Origin of the sequence: Neobacillus citreus (assembly GCF_018343545.2) — a bacterium.
GTDB lineage: Bacteria > Bacillota > Bacilli > Bacillales > Cytobacillaceae > Neobacillus > Neobacillus citreus.
The window spans coordinates 167,082-185,902 of sequence record NZ_JAGYPE020000003.1 but is presented as its reverse complement, the minus strand read 5'-3'; the positions used below and the strand labels follow the sequence as shown (position 1 = coordinate 185,902).

Here is an 18,821-nt window from a genome sequence, read left to right as displayed (position 1 = left end):
AAGGTTTTATTAATAAACGGTTGTTATTTTATTATGAGAATCTAGTTTTGTATTATGATTCACTGCTTACAAGCTGTTTCATTTCGTTTAACTTGGCGGACAGCTCCATAAACCACTCTTCATCGCCTGTAGACAATGCCAGGTCTATGAGGAATCGAGTTTGTTCCTTATTTGTGGCTGTAGAGACAGGCAGTTTCTTCACCTGCTTGCTTAAAATAGGAATGGTTTTCCCAATGGTCTCCGTATTGTCACTTCTAATGACCGTTACTTTAACCACTCCTTCTAGAATATCCATTGATTCTATAAAACCAAGGATTAATTCACCATCCCATGAAGTTCCCTTAATCCAATCACCTGTTTTTAAACTAGAACGATCGTTCGGCACCATAACTGGTCACCTCCAAATTATTTAGTGTTATTGTATGAAGCTGCACCCATTTAGGATACGTAATCTGTAATATTTTTTATTACATTTAAAACAAAAAGAAGACTTGAGAAAATCAGCAATCGCAGCCTTTGCATTGATTAATTAGATCGACGATTTCCTTTATAGTATAGTCCTTTAAATACTCCCCAAGATGTTCTTCAGCACCTAAAAATATTTTAAAAAGGACGGTATGCATATTCGCACCAACAATACACTTTTCATTGGAATCAGGACACTTTGGCTGCAATGCACCTTCAGAGGTGATCTTATAGATATCCCAGAGAGTAACTTCACTTAATTCCAATGCAAAAATAAATCCGCCGCCGATTCCTTCTTTTGATTTTATAAATCCATTTTTTTTCAACAAACTTAGGACTTTACGAATCCGAACCGGGTGGACACCGGCACTTTCTGAAATGGCTTCACTTGTTGACATTCGGTCAGGCTGTAGTGCGAGATATGTTAGACTGTGTATGGCAAGTGTGAAATCGCTGTTCATAACCTGGCCTCCTCAAAAAAATGCAAATCTTTCTATTTCTATGTCTTATTGTAAATAAATTATTGTACTGTAATAGTAAACGTTACAGATTTGCTTGTCAAATTTAAACTTTCCACTGTTTTTTAACTTGTTCTTCTGCTAACTGTTTAATTCTGTCCCATTTCATTTCTTTTTCCACAATAACATTGGTATGATAATTTCTATCTTTATAATGAACTGTTACGAAAACTTCAATCATCTTATTCTTCCTCCATTCTATTGATTTGCCGCTTTTTGCAATTCCATGCTCAAAAATGAACGAACCCTGCGCGGCAGAAAGCTGCGAATTTCTTCCTCGTTATATCCAACCTGTAATCGTTTTTCATCCAATATAATTGGCCGACGCAGCATTTTCGGGTTTTCAATTATTAATTTATAGAATTCATTGAGCGGAAGCGTATCAAGATCTATATTTAACTCCTGGAATGTCTTTGAATTAGTTGAAATGATTTCGCTGGTCCCCTCTTCAGTTAAACGAAGAATCGACTTAATTTCATCTACGGAAAGCGGCTGAGCCAATACGTTTCTTTCTTTGTATTCAATCTGATGCTCATCAAACCAAGCCTTTGCTTTACGGCAAGAAGTACAACTCGGTGTCGTAAACAATGTCACCATACCACTAATCACTCCTTTAATAAAAAATGTAATAAAAATCCTTACAGTTTATACTGTAATATTAATATTTACAGTTGATTTTGTCAACCATATTATGATGCATGGGGACGGTTCTTATGCATCATTTTTTTTAAGATGCAGGGATAAGCTTCTTATGCATCAGTCATTTTTGAGGCACGAGAACCGTCCCCATGCCTCTAAATACTATAAAATTCTTTTGTGTTTTCCAAAACTCGTTCCGATACTTCTGTTTCCGTGAGTTTTTTGATTTTTGCCAGCATGGAGATTGATTCCTTCATCATGACGGGGTGTGTTATTTTGCCTGAAAAAGGACCTTCGAATGGCCATGGACCGTCTGTTTCGACCATCATTTGCTCTATCGGGTAAACCTGGGCTATCCTTTGAATTTTTTCTTTATAGACGATTTCCGGTGTAACGGAAATAAAATAACCATTTTCAATCATTCTCTCTATTGTTTTATCGTCCCCTTTGAACCAATGAAAATGTGCCTTTTCGACTGAATGTTTTTCTAAAAGATCGCAAACAATTGGAGCATCGCCATAAACAGCATGCAAAACAATCGGTTTTTCCCAATTTTTGGCCAGCTCCACGAAGATTTCAAGGAGCTCAATATATTGACCAAACTGTACACTGGACACCCTTTGCTCCTGCCTTAAATAGTACGGCAACCCCACCTCGCCGACAGCAATCATTTCCGCCCGATGCAGTGTCATCCAGTCAATCAGGCTGCTAAATTCAGCTTCGCTTGGCAGTCCTTGCTCCGGATGAAATCCAAATACAGGCTTCACTTTTTGATATTTTCTTGATAATTGTAGGTTTCTCTTGCATGATTCAAGATCATATGACACGGCTAGGACGGCTTCAAGCCATTCCGCGCCAGCGAGAATAGAGTCAATTTCATTATTTTTATATTTATCTAAATGGATGTGGGCATCAATCAATTTCATTCGTTATCACACTTCCTGGAAAGGATTTGGCTCATCATAAACTTTCGTCAATTAGGAACAATGTTTTTCCAATCGAATCATGAATGACATATGCTCCCGCTCCACGATCATAAGGTGTACCGCCTTTATTAATAATAATCAGCGGTACGCCCTTTCTCCTGTACTGTGGAAAGGTTGAAAAAGGCGTCACTTGAAGACTTGTGCCCAATACCAAAATGCAATCCGCCTGTTCAATAAATTGGAGGATAGCATTAAATCCTTCTACTGAAAACCATTCACCTGTATCTCCGAATAAAACAACATCAGGCTTGATATAGCGGTCTTTTTCACTCTTTGTTTCGCAATCGCTGCATACAAAAAAATCCTCCGATGTTTCAAAACGATTAACCATTTCCGAAGAAGGATAGATTTTTCCACAATTCAAACAAGATGCGGTTTTCATCGTACCGTGAAACTCGATGACGTTTTCGCTGCCTGCTTTCTGATGAAGGCCATCGATGTTCTGCGTAATAATGTACTGTACTTTGCCTTGTCCCTCCCATTTTGCCAGTATTTCGTGGCCTTTGTTTGGGATGGCATCCGGATGATATAGATTTTTAAATGCAAACTGATAAAAATCTCTCGGTTTTTTATAAAAATAATCAAGTGAAAGGATATATTCGGGAGCCAGTTGGTAAACGCCTGTTTTGGAGCGAAAATCCTTAATCCCCGATTCCGTGCTGATACCCGCGCCGCTCAGAACGACAATGTTTCGGGCTTCCCTAAGGAGGTTAGTACAGGTTTCTACGGTGCTTTCCATTTCAGTTAAACCTCACTTTCAGTAATTGAGAAAAGTGTTCTTGTAATTATTATCATTATAATACAAAGTTTTCATCTCTTCCTTTCTAATTATCTGAAAATAAACACAATAACCCGTCATATTTTCTATAAAACAAACTTACAAAGAAGAAAAGTGAGACTATTTTTCTATTTTCAACACTGTTCACAGATAGTAATTTAGTCACTTTTTTAAATCTAATCTGAATAGTAAAATAAATACCAGAAATAAATGTTAACGTTAACATTTATTGCAATAGAAATTTTAAAAACTATTATTATTACCTCTTGTTATGAAATGTTAACGTTAAAATAATAAAAAGGATGGTGCAGCGAGACTAAAAAAATTAGGATACCAAGGAATGAAAACGTTTTTATCCATCGAACAGTAATACCCAACAATGCAAGTATTTGTGACAGCAAAAAATGTAAGCAGTTTCAATTTAATCTACTAAAAATCAGGAGGGTATTCTATGAAATTTGGTAAAAAAACCTATCTAACTGGCGCACTGGGCCTTGCTCTAGGGTGTTCCGTGATTGCCCCATTTGGTGCATTTGCAGCAACAACTCCAGCAAAATCAAATGCTCAAGTTTCTGTTGACAAACAAGCACCAACAGCTCCTATTAATGTTTATGCGTATGCAACAACCTATAAGTCTGTTAGCCTAATCTGGGATAGATCTACCGACAATACTGGAATAGCAGCTTATGATGTCTATGTAAATGGTAAATTGGCCGGAAGTTCAACACCAAATGAATATGGAATTGCCATGTCAAACTTTACCGTTAAAGACTTGAAACCAGATACAATGTATAGTTTCAAAGTTGTAGCGAGAGATGCTGCAGGTAATCATTCAAACGAAAGCGCTCACGTTAATATTAGAACGGATGTGTTAGGTAAAGTATTCAATGTGAAAGATTTCGGGGCTGTTGGAGACGGTGAAACAAAAGATACCGCAGCCATTCAAGCAGCCATTGATGCAGCTTCCGCAAGACCTAACAGCGTGGTTATCCTTCCTGCAGGAACCTATTATTCTGCTCCGCTAAGTTTAAAAAGCAATATGACATTTGAAATTCAAAAAGATGCAACGCTTCTTGGAAGTCGTGACAAAGATGACTATCCAGTGATCCAAGACCGCTGGGAAGGGACTACATTCAATTCTTATCAAAGCTTGATTGCATCCCAAGGTGCTAAAAATTTGAAAGTCATCGGTGAAGGAACAGTTGATGGAAATGCAGGTCCTATCAAAGCAATGCCTGCGAACGGAATCGATGAGTTCGGTTTTCCATACAAAAAAGTAACCCTTGATGGAAAATATGACTATAACAACGGGAAATATGACCCGAACGCGGAAGGTAAGGAAACTGTATACTTTAATATGGGATTGTGGTGGGATAATCCAAAAGCGACTAATCCAGCAACGCAAACTGCTCGCCCAAGATTGGTTCAATTCAAAGACTCGGAGAATGTACTTCTTCAAGGTCTAAAGATTACAAATTCCCCATCTTGGACAATCCAGCCTTTATACAGCAACAATGTGGTTATTGATAGTGTATACGTTGAAAATCCAGCTGTCCCAGTTGATGCACCAAACACAGACGGTGTCGACCCAGACTCTGTTGATGGGTTAAAGATTTATGGTTCGACCTTTAATGTTGGTGATGATGCGATTGCGATTAAATCTGGTAAAGATGCTGAAGGCCGACAAATTGGCAGACCAAGTCAAAACATCGAAATCCGTAACAACATCATGAAGCATGGGCATGGCGGCGTTACAATCGGCAGTGAAATGTCCGGCGGCATTAAAAATGTTGTAGCAAGAGATGATATTTTTGACGGAACTGACATTGGTATTCGCATGAAAACTCTTCGCGGACGTGGCGGTACCATTGAAAATCTAACATTTGATAACATCATGATGAAAGATATTGCAGGTGATGTATTTAATATTAACTCTAACTATACATCTAACGGTACTCCACTGCCATTTACTGGTGTAATTGATGAAACAACACCTTACATTAAAAATATTACAATCAAAAATATTATCGCTGAAGGTGCCCAAGAAGCTTCCTTCTTCCAAGGACTATATGAAAGCCCTGTTGATGGCCTAACATTGGAGAACGTCACAGTGCATGCTGACAAACCATTGTATTTCCAATATGTTAGAAATATTACAATGAAAAATGTCAACATCAATGACGGTAATACGTTCCAGGCTGGCAGCATCTATCAAAATCTTATAGTTGATGGGAAGTCACTTCCAGATACTGATTGGCCAGTAGATCCATCAAAAAAATAAGAATTATGTAAAAAACTAGCATCTGTAGCAACTACTGATGCTAGTTTTTTATTTTAAATTTTTTGATGATATATCTCCCTCTTCTCCCCTACTATCTTTTTCGAATAATTCATTCCACCTGTTAAGAACCACTTGTATATGCAAAGAATCCTAAACATTTTTGGATAGATATTCCTATGTTTCGTAATATTGGTTCGATTGTGACACTAAAATAGGTATCATGTCATAATTGATTATTTTCTGAAATTTTGTTCATCAAACTAAAAAGAAATGTAACGCTATCGTTCTGTAAATTAAATACCATCCAATGGTAGAGTAATATAAAGCAAAAATTCAGGAGGTAGCACACATGAAAAAAACATACATAAAAACATTAATTGTAGCTTGTGTAGCTACAAGTTCTTTCATAGGAATAAGTAAAAGTGCCGAGGCTATTACCCAAGACCGAGTCGCAACAGAAAATATACCTATAAGCCTTGAGCAAAAATATGGTGGTATTACCGAGAATGATCAGCAAGACAATACTAGCAATTACAATCGGATTGATACAGAAGAAATCATGCAACAGCCAGAGAAAACAAAGGAAGTAGCCCTCCACTCTACAAAACCCGAAATAGGAATCACTAGGCAAATGCCTGAAAACCAACCAGAATCACCGGCTATTTCCATTTCAAATAATGAGAAAGACCTTTTTGCCAGATTAGTAGAAGCAGAAGCAAAAGGCGAATCCTATCGAGGAAAAGTAGCCGTTGCGACTGTCGTATTAAACCGAGTAGAATCACCTCATTTCCCGAAAACGGTGACAGGCGTTATTAATCAAGTAGTTGGACATGCCTATGCCTTTTCACCCGTTCAAAATGGTGAGATTAAGAAGCCAGCATCAGATGAGTCCAGACAAGCAGTCGAAGAGGCATTGACCAGAAAAGATCGGTTAAACGATTCTGTTTATTTTTATAATCCTGCTATTGCCACGGATAAATGGATTCGTACTCGTCCAGTAGTAATGACAATTGGCCATCACGTATTTGCTAAATAATTTAAAATCGTTAGTCGTTGGAATCCACCAAATCGGTAAACTTTTGGTGGGTTTTCACTATCATGAATACTTGTTACATTCCCACCTTTTATTAAGGGAAGTTAACAGTCTTTTTACAAATTGATTAACCTTCCTAGTTTCGACAAATTTTAAAAAATCACCTGCTATAATGACATTGTATTGAAGAGATTTGAAACCAAAGCCCGAATTAAAGGAGTAGAGTAGGAATCATGGCAGAGATTTTAGTTGGTTTAGGTACATATCTATCAGTTTTTCTTGCACTGGGTTGGCTTATTTCAATCGCTTTTAACCTATTTATTAAATAACAACGGGCTAATAACAGTAATGAATTCTCCAGCTACTGATTTAAAATGTATTTAATAGAGGTGAAATGAATGACGGAAATATATTCACCTAGTGATGTACAGAAATTGCTTGAAATAGATGCTAGTACCTTAAGGAAATACGCCACTCTCCTCGAAGGTAATGGGTATCTTGTTCATCGTAATAATAGAGGTCATCGAATCTATTTTGATAAGGATGTTCATACATTCCGTAAATTAATGGAATTCAGCAAACAAGAGGGTATGACAATGGAACATTCAGCAGAAGCTGTGATGAAATGGGTTTCTGAAGAAAAAAATACAGACATTGTTACGGAAATAGAACCCATACAGAATACTAGCGGCCAAGTTGTTGAGCACAATTGCAACCATGAAGAATTAATGGAACGTATTGAACATTTAGAGCAAATAAACTTGGATTTAATCAAACTCTTGAAGGAAAAGGCTGTACGGGAAGCCTGCCAAGAAGAAAAAATTAATCAAATTTTACGGCATGTAGAATATTTAAATAAACTAGAAGTTGAACGCATTAGAAGCATAGAAAAGGAAATTGCTGCTGCCACTCAGAAGAAATGGTGGAATTGGTTTACATGGAAAAAAAGCTAAACCCAATTAATGTTAGGGTTTAGCTTTTTTTGATGTGTCCGTATGTAATAGCCCACACAATTTCACTAATTATGGCTGCTGCGTTCCCGCCCTGACCCTTTCTTAGTTGCCTTGTTGGACTATGACTCCACAGGTAGGACTCGAACCTACGACCGATCGGTTAACAGCCGATAGCTCTACCACTGAGCTACTGCGGAATAATATTTCTGGTGCGGGTGAAGGGAGTCGAACCCCCACGCCCGAAGGCGCCAGATCCTAAGTCTGGTGCGTCTGCCAATTCCGCCACACCCGCATGATGTTTTAAATAATCTTATTTGAATGGCAGAGAAGAAGGGATTTGAACCCTCGCGCCGGTTACCCGACCTACACCCTTAGCAGGGGCGCCTCTTCAGCCGCTTGAGTACTTCTCTGTAGTAATAACTTACAAAACAAATATATCATCTTTTAAAATTGGGAGCCAGCTGTAAATTTTGGTAATCTAAAACAACTAACTCCCCTGCGATGAAGACATTCTCAAGTAATATTCAATCTGGCTGTCCTCATGACTCCGCTAAAAGGAGACTCCAAAAAAATTAGTTATTTTAAAATCGCTAAAAAATGTTCTTTTACAAATGGTATGACCTTTTCAGGAACCTGAACATGAATAAAATGCCCTGCGTCAGGAATGATATGTACCCCTGCGTGCGGGAATTGTTGGTCATGGGTCTGATAAGCAAAATCAGTTGAAATGTAAGGATCATTTTCACCCCATAGAATCGTAACAGGATTCTTTATGGCAGCAAGATTCAAATACGGTTCCGTTAATTGTGGATTGGCAGAGCGATATAATTCTAAAATTACGTTCCTTTTCTCAGCCGATTCAAAAATTGCAAAGAAGTCTTCCAATATCCCTTCTTCTACAGACGGAATCTCCTTTTTCATCCCTGCCATCCATGATTCCTTATTGGCCATGGCTTCCATTACTTTTTCACCATAACCAGGCGTTCTCCATTTTTGGGCGAGTGGGTGCCACGTATATCCAGGCAACAAAACTGTGTCGGTTATAATCAAGCTTTCCACTTTATCCGGATTGTCACATGCCCATCTTAATCCAATCATTCCACCCCAGTCATGGACGATAAGATGGATTTTTTCTAATTCTAGTGCTTGCATGAAATCATTGATAAACGTAACATAGTTTTCCCAAGTAGACTCGTATGGAAAACGGTCACTCTGACCAAATCCCGGAAGGTCCGGTGCAATCGTCCGAAATCCTAATGCAGCAATTTCAGGGATAATATGTTTCCAGAGCATGCTGGATTCTGGAACGCCGTGAATTAGCAAAACGGGCGGGGCAGTTTTGCCGCCCTCATCAATATAAGAAATCTTTTGATCATTTATGGTTAGTGTCTTTTTCGTAATCATTCTGTACCTCCGATTGTTTCTAATGTAAGGATTTTACATTCTCACAGTAATTCGACAAAAAAAGGTAAAATCCTTTCCTTTTCCGTTAAAAAGAAAAGGATGCCTCAGCTTTATGAGACATCCTTCTCTTCAATGATATAATTGGTCTTTTTCCATGTGATTCCAAAAAATCTATTTCCCACAGCATTTTTTATATTTTTTCCCGCTTCCACAAGGACATGGATCGTTGCGCCCTACCTTCGTTTCGTTCCGAATTGGTTCATGTTTACCCAACGTTCTTTGCTTACTGGCATTTCTAAAGTCCATTTCCCTTTCAAGGGCAACTTTTTTCCAGACTTCTAATTCAGGATGCTTCTCGCCTAAAATAGAATAGTAACTATAAACTGTCTGCTCTATATCCACTAAGTTTGAGGTATACTCGTTTTTCATATGGCGGCTGATTTCAGGAAGTGCCTCTCTAGAGAAATGATGACTAATGGATTCAATAAGAATATCTTGGTCACCGATTTCTTCTGCAGCATCGTAGGCCTCTCGTAAAACCTGAAGGGCGAAGCCAGTTTTAATATTTTCAACAACGGAAGCTGCAAAAATAATCGAATCCTCTCTATATAAATATGGCGCGACTTCCTTCACCACGTCATCCGATTGAAACTGAATTAACGCAGCAGCGACCTCTTCAAGCAACATATCTTCATCGCGTCCCAACAAGCCTGTCAGCAGAGGTATATATTTTTCTATTTTTAACAAGCCAATCATATAAATCGTTAGAATTCCATGAAAAGAAAACCATTGTTCTTCCATTTCCTCGCGAAGTATAATGTCGATTTCCCGTTCCGTCACCCAGCCGTTTTCCACTATACAGGCAGCTAATATTTTGCCCTTTATGTATAAATTGTTCTGATATGGATTTGCTTGGTCAAGATCACTTAAGATGCCTCCATATTCCATATAAACTTCTTCTTCCGTCCCATTTGCAGTTAACTCATAAATGGCCCACATATCCTTGGGGATATATTTTTCCAAGGATTCCCTATATGTAAGAGCAAGTTCAGGTTCAATTTTCAAAAGCAGGTTAATTGCTAAATGAACCTTGGACTTGTCCATGCTGGGAATATTTTCAATCAAGACCTTGACTGCTTCCTCATTAATCGTCTGATTATCTAGATAGATTAAAATCGAGGATTGCTTTTCTTTGTTTCTAAAAGCTTCTTGCAGTAATTGCACCGTCCACTCTTCAGGGACATATGGATAATCGTGCAACGCGTAAACGACCGTTTCCTGAATTAAAATATCGTCACTAGTTAAATGTGGTTTTATTTTTTCTAAAAATGTCATGCTAAACTCCCTCTGAGTTTGTTTTTTTCTAACAACTTGGTAAATGAAAATTACGAAAAGCTTTTCCCATTTAAATAATAATCTGACTCAGAAAACACACTAAAGGCGATTTCTACATCTGGAATTCCCAGACTATGTACATGCCTGGTTGTGATGGTTGCAAATTCATCTTGAACTTTTTGGCCCCGATCGAACCACTTCACTTCAATAAACGGAAAACCTGGTACTTCTTCTCCATTAAATACAAAAATCGAATCCACAATTTCAAAAGTGAAATTATCAGTTTCACACTCGCAGAGTTCAGCCAATTCCTTTACCAAAGGTGAACTAATTTTTTTGACTTGCTCTACACTTACTCCTTTAAAAATTAATTGTGGCACTTTTAATTCCCTCCTCAAAAAGTTAATATCCGGAAGATCTTTCCGATATTTTACCATAAAAAAATCCTCGACGAACCTATTTGATTTTTTCTAAGCGCACCTGCCATCCGCTCGCGAATAAGATAAGTGAAAAAGGGCGGAGAGAAATGCCAATCATATTACCCTTAGATGTCAAACCGTATATATATAGGAGCGGTCCCAAAAAGGAAGTTATTTATCCACAAGTGGTTAACCACCGCAACCAACAGCTGGAAAGATCCATCAATCAGGCCATTGTGCAACAAACCCAAAAGCTGGTTGACACTCAGGTTGGGGATATGCCCTCCACTGTCTGTGAAATGCTAGGAACTTTTGAAATGAAAAACAACCAGCGCAATGTATTGAGCTTAAACCTCACGAATTATACGTATCATGAACATGCTGCACACGGAATGACCTATATCAAATCCCTCACCTTCGACCTTCAAAAAGAAACACTGGTACAACTCAAAGACCTGTTCAAACCTGGAAGTAATTATATCAAAAGGCTCACAACCCTTATTCAGGAGCAAATCAAAAAACGGGATATTTTCCTTCTTGGCGATTTCACCAGCATAAAGCCTGATCAGGACTTTTACATCGCTGACAAAGCACTCGTCATCTACTTCCAGCTTTATGACATTACCCCATATGCTTTTGGATTTCCATTGTTTCCAATATCGGTATATGAGCTTCAGGATATTTTAGATGAAAGCGGCCCGCTTGGACGGATGGCAGAAAATAATTAATACCAATAAAGAAGCCGATTACAGTTGAAGCTGGTGTAATCGGCCAGTGCTGTAACAATACCTGTTTTGTTTATCAACAACAATAATCATACGGATGCAGGGGTAGATTTGCAGGTAAACTCCACTTAGGACGAAACTGCTTATCCCGCCAATGCCAAGCCCCTAATGCCGCGGCGCAGGCATCAATGGAATGACTTTCTTCCTCTATACCAACCGGCAGATCGGTCAATTTTTGCTCCTTAAACCATTTTCTTATGAATGTCCTCGCAGCCAAATCCTGCTTATAGCTCAAAACATACTCAAGATTACTCCGAGAAATTCTTGAACCGATAACGGCACCCGGGTGCACTTCCACCATCGAAATAGGATTCTCAGTTTTCAAATTTCCGATTTCCCTGCTAAGCTTAATCCCTCTTAAGGTAAGATAAACCATTCGATTAAAAGTCGGTGGCATAATGGAACCGGATTTCATCCCTAAGGACACGATGTACTGCCTTAGCTCCTTATCACCCGGCCGGTCCCCGCCGCCATCCTGATATGATAAAGGAGCGTCGATTCCGATTACCACTTCATCATTCTGACTTTGATGCATAACTTCATTTAATATTTCCAGATCACCAATATTACTTAATTGTTTGATAAATTTTAAAGCACCAGCTTGTTTTTCAAATACAGCCAAGACAGTATCTTTACGATTGCTCGGTCCTGATAAATCAATCCCAATGATTTTCATTAAATGCTCCATCACTTTCTATAAATATTATGGAAAATCTTCTTACAAATTTTATGACAATAAGGCCAGTATTCAATTAAAATCCTTAATAATAAGGGGTAAATCACCATAGTTTTATAAAGAAGCGATTATTCTTTTGAAAAGAATAATTAAGTTTAGAAAGGAGAGTTTTTTTATGATGCAACAAACTGTTGAACTTAATAACAAAGATGTTCTGGGCTTAAAACCTATTACTCAATTAGTTCAGGAAGCTTCACGATTTCATTCTGAAATTTCTCTAACGCAGAAAGGCCGAAAAGTGAACTTGAAATCATTGCTTGGTGTAACGACACTCATGTTAGGAAACAAACAACAAGTAACCATAGAAACCTCTGGTCATGATGAAAAGGAAGCACTAGAACACTTATTGAAAAAGCTTGAATCGTTTAGCTGACACATGGGGACTATTCTTCTTCCCCCATGCCTCCGCTTCAACTCACGTTTTTAAAAACAAAAAGACAACCTTATTAGGTCGTCTATGTGTTTAGTTAACTCCAGTTAACCACTCTCATTGTCCAGTTGTTACGTTATGCTTTTCTCCAAGTTTAATCGGCTTGGAAAAGGATAGACTTTGAGGTAAAGTTATCGATGCTAAGCTGGCTAGAAGCGCAAGGATACCCGCAGCACTGAACGAAAATAGATGCGTTCCAAACACTTCGTACCCCCATCCGCCTAAGAAGGAACCAATTGCTGCTCCAATTTGATGCCCTACAAAAAAGGCTAATCCATTTAAAATTCCTAGTAACTTTACACCATATAAATCACCTAAGATTGCTGTAGCCATAGCGACTGAACCGGCCCATACCAATCCCCCGATAATGGAAACAAGAAAGAGCTGCCAAGTGTGGGCTGATAAAACAAGACCAAAAAATCCAAGTCCACGGACAAAAAATACTAAAAATAAAATATTTCTTCTCGGAAAACGGTCGGCGAGCTGTCCCAAAAACAATGTTCCGAAGATCGCGACAATTCCAATCAAACCTACCCCAAAGGAAGCAGTCATTGGCCCAAAATGATGATCCATCAACATAGGAACCCCGTGCGATCCTAATAGATTCATCCCAAATCCACAAGCAAATAACACAAAAACAATTTTCCAATAGGTTGGAGTCTTTAAAGCATCCTTCAATGTGATATTTGTCGGAGCTTCCTGTCTAGTTAATCCGCTGACATTACCCGGACCATCAGCCTCTTCTGGAACATCTTCCCTCATGATAAAGATCGCAGAAGGCAAAATAATACATACAAAGATTCCTCCAAAAAATAAAAGAGTATTCCTCCAGCCAACAAGACCAATCATCCATGTTTCAACGGGTGTCATAATCGCAATACCCGCCATTCCTCCGGTAGTCAAATAAAAAAGTACCTTCCCTCTTTGGCGGACAAACCATTTGCTAACAATCGGCGATAAAGTGATATTGCTTAAAAAGGAAAGCCCAATCGACAGGAACACACCAAAAGAAAGCAAAAAGGAAAGCATTCCATCGGAATAAACCGTCCATATAGTAGAAATACATACAATTGCCAGCCCAATCAACAAAACAACACGGGTATTAAAAGTTTTTAAAAGAATACCTGCAAGTACCATTCCAATTCCGTAAACAATCATTCCTACAGAAACAACGAGCGAAATTTCAGTTCGCGACATTTTTAAATCTTCCATTACCGGATTTATAAAAGGTCCGATTCCCATCCTCATTCCTGTAGTTAGCAAAACGATAATGGATGCGGTAAGGACAATATACCAGCCAAAATAGAGCTGTTTAGATTTATTCATGTTGTACACCTACTTCGATTTTACAAGAGAAACCTTTACAAACACACTTTAACATCATTCAGCATCCTTCCCTCGATAGCAAAAAGACTACAGTGATTCCTCATCACGCTCCATTCTGCTACTGTTTCGATCAATATTTTTCCAGTTCATACTTCCCTTTAAGTAAATATTATAGTTAATTATTTTGAAAATTACAAAATCAAAAATTATCCTCAAACACTAAAGGCTTATTAAAGCAAGGTAGCAAAATTCAAATCAGGCCACTTAAATCAAAATCAATCTCTTTCATAATTTCAAAAATAATATAATTGTCCCATTTCCCAACACACCAGTAGGCATTAATATCTGTATTTAATAATTTCATTTATTTTCAATTGTTATTTATTTTGAATAGTGTTATTATTCAGATAATATAACTTAAAGATGAAACACGGTTGCTTATAACGAAACAAATTAGAATCAAGGGGGAATGTCGAGATATGAAAAAGATTTTTTTGATTCTTGCTTTAGCTGTACTGGTTCTTAGTGGGTTCGAAAGCAGTTCAAATTCTCCGGGAGGAGCAAACAAGATGTCACATAAGAAATTGAGAGTTGCTATGCTGATTCCTGGAAAGATTGATGACCGTGGATTTATGGAGTCGGGGTATAACGGTTTAGTTCGAATTGAGAAGGAATTAGATGCGCAAACCACCTACATTGACCAGATTAAACCGGAATTGAGTGCAATGTCCGAAGCATTAAGAACGTTAGCGAAGAAACAACCGGATCTCATCATTATGCATGGAGGACAAGGTTCGGAAGCTGCCAAAATCGTTTCACAAGAATTTCCTAAGATCCAATTTATCGTAACACAAGGAAATGTTTCGGGGCCCAACCTTTCAAGTTATGAGGTTTTACAAGAAGAATCTGCCTGGCTAGCAGGTGCTGCAGCCGGGTTGTTAACAAAAACAGGAACCGTCGGGCATATGTCCGGAATTAGAGTTGTACCCGGTCTGAAAGGAAGAGCTGCCTACGTTGATGGCGTAAAGTATACAAACCCAGAAGCTAGAATTTTAACGAGTTTCATAGGCGATCAAGATAATAATGAGTTATCGAGAAAATATGCGGAAGCTCAGATCAATGAAGGTGCCGACATCATTTTTACGATGCTGAATTCAGGCCGGAACGGGGTAACGGAAACTCTTAAAGAACACGGCCTGCACCATATTGGAAATGTAAGAGATTATGTGGCAGAACAGCCTGATGTTTTTATTGCCTCCGCTGTCGCAGATTCTGGAATGGCCGGGTTTTTAGCAGCAAAAAGCCTCAAAGAAGGAACATATACGCCAAATGTTATCAAAAAAATTGGCTTGGAAAATCTCGAGGCCATTAGGTTAACCCTATCCTCTTCTGTCCCGCAGGAGGTAAAGGATACAATTGCAAATTTATCAGCTAAAATTCAAAATGGGCAAATTGAGGTGGCTACAACTTATGATGGGCCGGAATTTAATTTGGAGGAAAACTAGTTATAAAGTAGTCGCTTCTGCATGATTACCGCAAGATGAAGAGGATATCTCTATCTGAGACATCCTCTTTTTTCATTATAATAGCCGCTACCGTTACTGGATGCACATCTACCATTTATCAGCTTCCACCAACCCATCTGCACGCAGAACTCGTTCTATTTGTAAAAGAATCTGGATAAATTCCTTATAGTCATGATAGATTTTTTCCTGAGAATGGGCTGTATTGTTTCGTAATTCCTCAATTTTTCTGAAAAATTCCTTGCATTGACTATTTGATTCAAAGCCTAGCAGCTCGACTAATTTTGGCGTTTTCCGAATGATCGTGCCTTTATCGGATAACTGTAAATTGTCCACCAAAGTCAGGGCTTCATTTTTTGCTAACCGCTCTTCCAAAAGCTCTTTTGCTTTGGTTAATCTTGATTCTGTTAACTTATCAGCCCAGCTGCCATCCGGATAAAATTCTTTAATCACTGAAATGATGTACATTTCCAGAAGTGAAACGAAACTAAAAGCCAACATCCTTATTGGCTGCTTTTGCAAATCGGCCACCGTGACGATCCTGGTAACTTTGTTCTTTTCAAGGATAAAGGTGAATTCTCTCTCCTGAAAAATATCCAGCAAATCAATCAAAGAAGTGGAATCTGAGATAAGGTTATCGGCATGAAAATCCTCAACAAACTCACTTATGATTCCTTCTTTTTTTATATCTTCCCTTTTTACGTATCCAATAAGTTTTCCGCCCTGTTTAACCCCATAAATATCAAAATCGCGATCAAACATTTCCTTTTTAACAGCGGCAGCATCATCTTCCGCTTCACATGTCTTGATCTCTTCTGAAAGCAATTCTACTGTCAGATTATTTTCATAGATATCTCTTAATTTCCGATAACCTTTTAGGGCATTGGATTTCAACCGTGACTCCCCCTTCCTTATAAATCAATCTTTTATTCTGGACGGTCTTTCAGGCTATCGTACTTTACAATCGGTCCAAGGTGACTGAACTGCCTTACTGCCTCCTCCATTAGCAACTCTGCCTCCCCGTATGTCCCAGCAAGAAGAATGTCCAAATGTCTATGCCCCATATTACCATAGCTATAAACAAGCAGAAAATCATTCGTTTCCCAAAGTTCAAATCGATACATAAACCAGTGGTTGGGTACAGCCAAATACTGTCCAGATTGAAATGTTTTCTCTCCTAGTCGGTGGAAGGCAAACTCTGCATTCACCGTGGTATAGGATTGGCCAGCCTCTATTATGAGCGGCTGATTTTTCGTATATAGGCGTTCCATCCCTTCCAAAGTGGAAAGTCCTGTTTCCTTTTTTGTCGCTACGATGATAGGAGATTCCTTTTTTGTTCTAAAATCATAATAGTCGAGGATCTCACTGTCGCTCCATTGGACATGGAGATTGGCTTCTTTTAGCAAATTGGCCCACTTCCCGACATCTGCCGGGCTTTCCAATCGCTCACAAGAGAGATAGGTTCCGTTCGGGGTTAAAAAGAAGTCAACGATTTGTAAATACCAGCTGTCACCAAACGTTGGTTTTTCCTTCAGGTGATCTGGCAGCGACCAATATTTTTGAATGAAAATGGGCCCCATAATCTCATGAAAGCTGCGTACCGAAATAATCATATCAAAAGAATGCTTGGAAAAATGGTCGAGGAGCTCCATAAAGCCGATTTGATAAAAACGCACGTTTGAGAGCCCTAGCTGCTTGGCCAACTGCCGGGCACACTGGATTCCGTTTTCCGACTGGTCGACACCGACGATTTCCGCATCAGGAAAAAGCTGTGCATACCAGCATGCCGACAATCCATTATCACACCCGATTTCCAAAATTCTCTTTGGCTTTAATTGCTTTTGCTGGCTTACCCAGGTGAGCAATGATTTGTGAAAGGACACCGTCCACGATTCTGCCGCTAAACTAAATGGCAGGGTTTGATTCTTCACATCATATATGTTCCCTTTTCTTTTGCGGGAAATAAGCGGTTCCAGTTCCTCTGCCAAGACGGAATCTACAGCAGTGACGTGCTTCCAAAAGGCGAGCTTGCTTTTGCATTCTTTGATTCCGAGTGAATTAAAATAGTCGTCAATATTGGGTTTCTTTTGTTTCGTCTCAATTGACATACAATAATCTCCAATTTATCTAAATTATTACTTAATATTAAGACCAGGTTATAAATGTTTAGTTTTATGATAATCGGTTTTTACGATTTTTTCAAAAGATTTATTAATTCGGTAAGACTTTTCCCACTTCTGGAAACGAAAAACATTATCATTCGCTATTATTTCTGTTATAATTTTGTATGTTTTTTAATTGAGGCTTCATTACAGGAGGATCTCCTATGAATCAATTGTTACAATTAAACACGATATTTATTAGTATAATAATAGAAGCAATTCCTTTTATTGTGATCGGCGCGTTTGTGGCGGCACTGATCGAAGTGTTTGTTTCGGAGAATATGATTGTCCGGATCATGCCGAAAAATAAGATTCTTTCGGTGATAACTGCTAGTTTCGTAGGCGCAATATTTCCAGGATGTGAATGCGGGATTGTTCCAATTACGAAAAGGTTAGTCGAAAAAGGTGTGGCCCTTCCTGCCGCGATTTCGTTTATGCTCACGGGACCGATTATCAATCCGATCGTTCTTTTTTCAACGTATATCGCATTTGGTAATAGCTGGACGATGGTTTGGTACCGTGCCGGGTTTGCCATCGTGGTTTCTATTTTAGTCGGAATTGTTCTTTCTTTCGTGATTAAGACGAACCAGTTAAGAACCAACGCTGATGAACATGTTCATGTCCATGACCATTCGAAACAAAATACGAAGCAAAAATTGGTCAGCGTGATTACTCATACCATCGATGAATTTTTCCACGTCGGAAAGTACTTGGTGATGGGTTCGTTAATCGCTTCAGCGATGCAAACCTTTATCCCGACTTCTACGTTAGCAGCACTTGGACATTCCAAAGTAGCGGGTGTTCTTGTCATGATGGCGCTGGCGTTCATTTTATCAATTTGTTCTGAAGCGGATGCGTTTGTTGCTTCGTCATTCAGAAACACGTTTTCACAAAGTTCCATCGTGACGTTCTTAGTATTCGGTGCGATGGTTGACATCAAGAACCTGCTGATGATGTTTGGTACGTTTAAGCCAAAATTCGTCATCCTGCTTGTTTCGTTAATTTCCGCATTCGTATTTATCGGTTCACTATTACTGTAAAGGAGTGA

The 18,821-nt window shown here is 38.7% G+C and carries 20 protein-coding genes and 3 tRNA genes; 7 read left to right on the top strand and 16 right to left on the bottom strand.

Going from position 1 to position 18,821, the window contains the following annotated elements:
- Positions 1–52: 52 nt before the first annotated feature.
- From KHB02_RS03560 to KHB02_RS03535, 6 genes are all read right to left on the bottom strand, one after another.
- On the bottom strand, positions 53–388 hold the full coding sequence (locus tag KHB02_RS03560) for an IDEAL domain-containing protein (protein ID WP_213146012.1): 336 nt from the start codon (positions 386–388) through the stop codon (positions 53–55).
- 112 nt (positions 389–500) lie between these two features.
- Positions 501–926, bottom strand: coding sequence for an RrF2 family transcriptional regulator (locus KHB02_RS03555; RefSeq protein WP_213146011.1), 426 nt, complete (start codon positions 924–926; stop codon positions 501–503).
- A gap of 103 nt (positions 927–1,029) precedes the next feature.
- Positions 1,030–1,164 (bottom strand): BA3454 family stress response protein, encoded by a 135-nt coding sequence (locus KHB02_RS03550; RefSeq protein ID WP_213146010.1) that lies wholly within the window; start codon positions 1,162–1,164, stop codon positions 1,030–1,032.
- A gap of 17 nt (positions 1,165–1,181) precedes the next feature.
- Positions 1,182–1,580: a transcriptional regulator SpxA gene (gene spxA, locus KHB02_RS03545; RefSeq protein WP_213146009.1), complete on the bottom strand. Its 399-nt coding sequence runs from the start codon at positions 1,578–1,580 to the stop codon at positions 1,182–1,184.
- 197 nt (positions 1,581–1,777) lie between these two features.
- Positions 1,778–2,548: a TatD family hydrolase gene (locus KHB02_RS03540; protein ID WP_213146008.1), complete on the bottom strand. Its 771-nt coding sequence runs from the start codon at positions 2,546–2,548 to the stop codon at positions 1,778–1,780.
- Between the two features lie 34 nt (positions 2,549–2,582).
- Positions 2,583–3,347, bottom strand: coding sequence for an NAD-dependent protein deacylase (locus KHB02_RS03535; protein ID WP_213146007.1), 765 nt, complete (start codon positions 3,345–3,347; stop codon positions 2,583–2,585).
- Between the two features lie 490 nt (positions 3,348–3,837).
- Here KHB02_RS03535 and KHB02_RS03530 point away from each other — a divergent pair, with 490 nt between their 5' ends.
- The 3 genes from KHB02_RS03530 to KHB02_RS03520 all read left to right on the top strand — a co-directional run bounded on the left by KHB02_RS03530 (position 3,838) and on the right by KHB02_RS03520 (position 7,653).
- The gene (locus KHB02_RS03530) at positions 3,838–5,667 is read left to right on the top strand and encodes a glycosyl hydrolase family 28 protein (RefSeq protein ID WP_213146006.1); all 1,830 of its coding nucleotides are present in this window, start codon (positions 3,838–3,840) and stop codon (positions 5,665–5,667) included.
- A 349-nt stretch (positions 5,668–6,016) separates the two neighbouring features.
- Entirely contained in the window at positions 6,017–6,703 is a 687-nt protein-coding gene (locus tag KHB02_RS03525; RefSeq protein WP_213146005.1) for a cell wall hydrolase, read from the top strand.
- Between the two features lie 395 nt (positions 6,704–7,098).
- A complete protein-coding gene (locus KHB02_RS03520; protein ID WP_213146004.1) occupies positions 7,099–7,653 on the top strand; it encodes a MerR family transcriptional regulator in 555 nt (184 codons plus the stop codon).
- 125 nt (positions 7,654–7,778) lie between these two features.
- Here KHB02_RS03520 and KHB02_RS03515 read toward each other — a convergent pair.
- The 6 genes from KHB02_RS03515 to KHB02_RS03490 form a co-directional block, all read right to left on the bottom strand.
- Positions 7,779–7,850, bottom strand: a tRNA-Asn gene (locus tag KHB02_RS03515).
- Positions 7,851–7,860: 10 nt separating this feature from the next.
- Positions 7,861–7,945 (bottom strand) — tRNA-Leu (locus tag KHB02_RS03510).
- Positions 7,946–7,972: 27 nt separating this feature from the next.
- Positions 7,973–8,063 (bottom strand) — tRNA-Ser (locus KHB02_RS03505).
- A 166-nt stretch (positions 8,064–8,229) separates the two neighbouring features.
- A complete protein-coding gene (locus tag KHB02_RS03500) occupies positions 8,230–9,057 on the bottom strand; it encodes an alpha/beta fold hydrolase (protein ID WP_213146003.1) in 828 nt (275 codons plus the stop codon).
- A 171-nt stretch (positions 9,058–9,228) separates the two neighbouring features.
- Positions 9,229–10,392, bottom strand: coding sequence for a YecA family protein (locus tag KHB02_RS29720; protein WP_213146002.1), 1,164 nt, complete (start codon positions 10,390–10,392; stop codon positions 9,229–9,231).
- Between the two features lie 50 nt (positions 10,393–10,442).
- Positions 10,443–10,772, bottom strand: coding sequence for a DUF1904 family protein (locus KHB02_RS03490; protein ID WP_213146001.1), 330 nt, complete (start codon positions 10,770–10,772; stop codon positions 10,443–10,445).
- Between the two features lie 146 nt (positions 10,773–10,918).
- Here KHB02_RS03490 and KHB02_RS03485 point away from each other — a divergent pair, with 146 nt between their 5' ends.
- Entirely contained in the window at positions 10,919–11,539 is a 621-nt protein-coding gene (locus KHB02_RS03485; RefSeq protein ID WP_213146000.1) for a DUF3298 and DUF4163 domain-containing protein, read from the top strand.
- Positions 11,540–11,612: 73 nt separating this feature from the next.
- On the opposite strand, the gene KHB02_RS03480 is transcribed toward KHB02_RS03485, so the two are convergent.
- Entirely contained in the window at positions 11,613–12,272 is a 660-nt protein-coding gene (locus KHB02_RS03480) for a DUF429 domain-containing protein (RefSeq protein WP_213145999.1), read from the bottom strand.
- Between the two features lie 175 nt (positions 12,273–12,447).
- Here KHB02_RS03480 and KHB02_RS03475 point away from each other — a divergent pair, with 175 nt between their 5' ends.
- Positions 12,448–12,705: an HPr family phosphocarrier protein gene (locus tag KHB02_RS03475; RefSeq protein WP_241113694.1), complete on the top strand. Its 258-nt coding sequence runs from the start codon at positions 12,448–12,450 to the stop codon at positions 12,703–12,705.
- A 114-nt stretch (positions 12,706–12,819) separates the two neighbouring features.
- Here KHB02_RS03475 and KHB02_RS03470 read toward each other — a convergent pair whose 3' ends face one another.
- Positions 12,820–14,088, bottom strand: coding sequence for an MFS transporter (locus tag KHB02_RS03470; protein WP_213145998.1), 1,269 nt, complete (start codon positions 14,086–14,088; stop codon positions 12,820–12,822).
- A 479-nt stretch (positions 14,089–14,567) separates the two neighbouring features.
- Here KHB02_RS03470 and KHB02_RS03465 point away from each other — a divergent pair, with 479 nt between their 5' ends.
- Complete coding sequence (locus KHB02_RS03465) at positions 14,568–15,593, top strand: BMP family protein (protein ID WP_213145997.1); 1,026 nt, start codon at positions 14,568–14,570, stop codon at positions 15,591–15,593.
- A 108-nt stretch (positions 15,594–15,701) separates the two neighbouring features.
- Here the strand turns inward: KHB02_RS03465 and KHB02_RS03460 are convergent, their stop codons facing one another.
- Entirely contained in the window at positions 15,702–16,505 is an 804-nt protein-coding gene (locus KHB02_RS03460) for a hypothetical protein (protein WP_213145996.1), read from the bottom strand.
- A 32-nt stretch (positions 16,506–16,537) separates the two neighbouring features.
- On the bottom strand, positions 16,538–17,719 hold the full coding sequence (locus tag KHB02_RS03455; protein WP_213145995.1) for a methyltransferase domain-containing protein: 1,182 nt from the start codon (positions 17,717–17,719) through the stop codon (positions 16,538–16,540).
- 200 nt (positions 17,720–17,919) lie between these two features.
- Here KHB02_RS03455 and KHB02_RS03450 point away from each other — a divergent pair, with 200 nt between their 5' ends.
- A complete protein-coding gene (locus KHB02_RS03450) occupies positions 17,920–18,813 on the top strand; it encodes a permease (protein WP_420848061.1) in 894 nt (297 codons plus the stop codon).
- Positions 18,814–18,821 lie beyond the last annotated feature (8 nt).